Genomic DNA, 1,662 nt, shown 5'->3' with positions numbered 1-1,662 from the left:
GCCGATGGTAGTGTGGGGTCTCCCCATGCGAGAGTAGGGCACTGCCAGACAATTATTTGCCAGAGAAGCCATCCTTCACCGGATGGCTTTTTTGCATTTGTAATTCACCTGCATCTTAATTTAAAGTAAGGCTCCGGTGAACTCCCTTGCGTTGTCAGATAACAACAAAATGGGATATTAACTAAAGGGATGAATATTTATTATTACTTGGATTCGCATATTAAGTGCAACACCGTAATGAACGAAGTAAATGAGTTAGAATTTCTGTAAATAACTCATTCGGTGTTTTATAATCTCGTGTCTTACGAGGTCGATTATTGAGTCGGTTTGCCACAAAGTTAATCTCCCGCGCTGATACCTTATTAAAATCGGTTCCTTTTGGGAAGTAGTCTCTGATTAATCCATTCGTGTTCTCATTTATCCCCCTTCCCAAGGTGAATTCGAGGCCATTATTGCGTATTACCATCCAAGTAGATCACCCAATACCCCCCCCCAGTGTCAGCATAGTTATTGCCCCAATTTTTAAGGAGAATGACTATGCCTGTACATGCAGTACCGATTGATGTTAAAGAACAAGGGATTATTTGGCTTCTTCCTCCCTATTGCTGGTCCCACAGACAGATAGCCCGTAAACTGGATATCAGCCCTTCTGTTGTATCAAAATGGAGATGTGAACTGGTGGAGCGCGGTTTATTACCTGAAAACGAAAAGGCTTCCTCTGCTGACAGTGATGAGTGGATGCCTGAACGACGATTTTCAGTTGTGCTTGAAACAGCAACATTGTCGGAAATGGAGTTGGCTGACTATTGCTGACGTATGGGACTTTTCGTCGAGCAGGTCAAAGAATGGCAGGTTATCTCCATTCAGGCCCATGAGATTAAACTCACAGAAAACCGTCGTGCCGATAAGGAACTGCGTGAAGCCCGGAGTAAATTACGGGAACTGGAGAAAGCGCTTCGACGCAAGAATAAAGCGCTGGCTGAAGCTGCGGCGCTCCTGATATTAAGGGAAAAGTTCAATGCCCTCTGGGACAACAGCGAGGAAGGCTGACACCTCTTCCAGAGCGGCAAAAAATAATTTCGCTCGTCAGCGACGCCGTTACACAAGGGGCGAGTAAAACCTGTGCATGTCAGTGCATAAGTATCTCAGTCAGAACGCTTCAGCGCTGGGTGGAATCGCCAGACGGGCAGATACTTGCCGATCGCCGTCCCGAAGCGATTCATCGGCTCCCTGCGAATAAATTATCGGAGACTGAGCATCAGCAGATTATGGATATTTGCAACTCGCCTGAGTTTGCTGGATTGTCACCAAATGTCATTGTTCCCGCACTTGCTGATAAAGGAATTTACATCGCTTCAGAAGCAACCTTTTACAGGATACTTAAAGTGAATAAACGACTGACCCGAAGATGTCGGGAAAGCCAGTATAAGCGTCCTGACGCATTAAAAGCAGTATCACCAAATCAGGTCTGGAGCTGGGATATCAGTTACTTGCCTTCATGGATCAAAGGTCAACATTTTTATCTTTACATGATTTTGGACATATATAGCAGAATCATAATACTGTGTCATAATACCTAAATCCCAATGACAAGGTAGAATTGAGATGGGTTACAGTCTAGATTTTCGAAGAAGAGTACTGGCATACAAAGACAAGCATGCA

General features: G+C 44.5%; 3 protein-coding genes and 1 pseudogene. 3 read left to right on the top strand and 1 reads right to left on the bottom strand.

Features of this window, described 5'->3' with window-relative positions; translation table 11 throughout:
* Nucleotides 1-220: 220 nt before the first annotated feature.
* A pseudogene (locus BM329_RS14170) lies at nucleotides 221-427 on the bottom strand (transposase); the annotation flags it as partial.
* Between the two features lie 110 nt (nucleotides 428-537).
* On the opposite strand from BM329_RS14170, the gene BM329_RS14165 reads away from it, so the two are divergent.
* The 3 genes from BM329_RS14165 to BM329_RS14155 all read left to right on the top strand — a co-directional run bounded on the left by BM329_RS14165 (nucleotide 538) and on the right by BM329_RS14155 (nucleotide 1,580).
* A complete protein-coding gene (locus BM329_RS14165; protein ID WP_092554447.1) occupies nucleotides 538-813 on the top strand; it encodes a helix-turn-helix domain-containing protein in 276 nt (91 codons plus the stop codon).
* 3 nt (nucleotides 814-816) lie between these two features.
* Nucleotides 817-1,050 carry a transposase gene (locus BM329_RS14160; RefSeq protein WP_092554444.1) on the top strand — a complete coding sequence of 78 codons (234 nt, stop codon included), beginning with the start codon at nucleotides 817-819 and terminating at the stop codon, nucleotides 1,048-1,050.
* A gap of 119 nt (nucleotides 1,051-1,169) precedes the next feature.
* Nucleotides 1,170-1,580: a hypothetical protein gene (locus BM329_RS14155; protein WP_092554441.1), complete on the top strand. Its 411-nt coding sequence runs from the start codon at nucleotides 1,170-1,172 to the stop codon at nucleotides 1,578-1,580.
* The last annotated feature ends 82 nt before the right edge of the window (nucleotides 1,581-1,662 follow it).

This window comes from Xenorhabdus koppenhoeferi (genome assembly GCF_900116635.1).
In the GTDB taxonomy this organism is placed as follows: domain Bacteria; phylum Pseudomonadota; class Gammaproteobacteria; order Enterobacterales; family Enterobacteriaceae; genus Xenorhabdus; species Xenorhabdus koppenhoeferi.
Note: the sequence above shows the minus strand (reverse complement) of the source record. Positions and strands in the feature narration are given on the sequence as shown.

Excerpts from the sequence above, each read along its gene's own strand:
- BM329_RS14165 (WP_092554447.1), top strand. The coding sequence starts at position 538 with ATGCCTGTACATGCAGTACCGATTGATGTTAAAGAACAAGGGATTATT.
- BM329_RS14160 (WP_092554444.1), top strand. The coding sequence starts at position 817 with ATGGGACTTTTCGTCGAGCAGGTCAAAGAATGGCAGGTTATCTCCATT.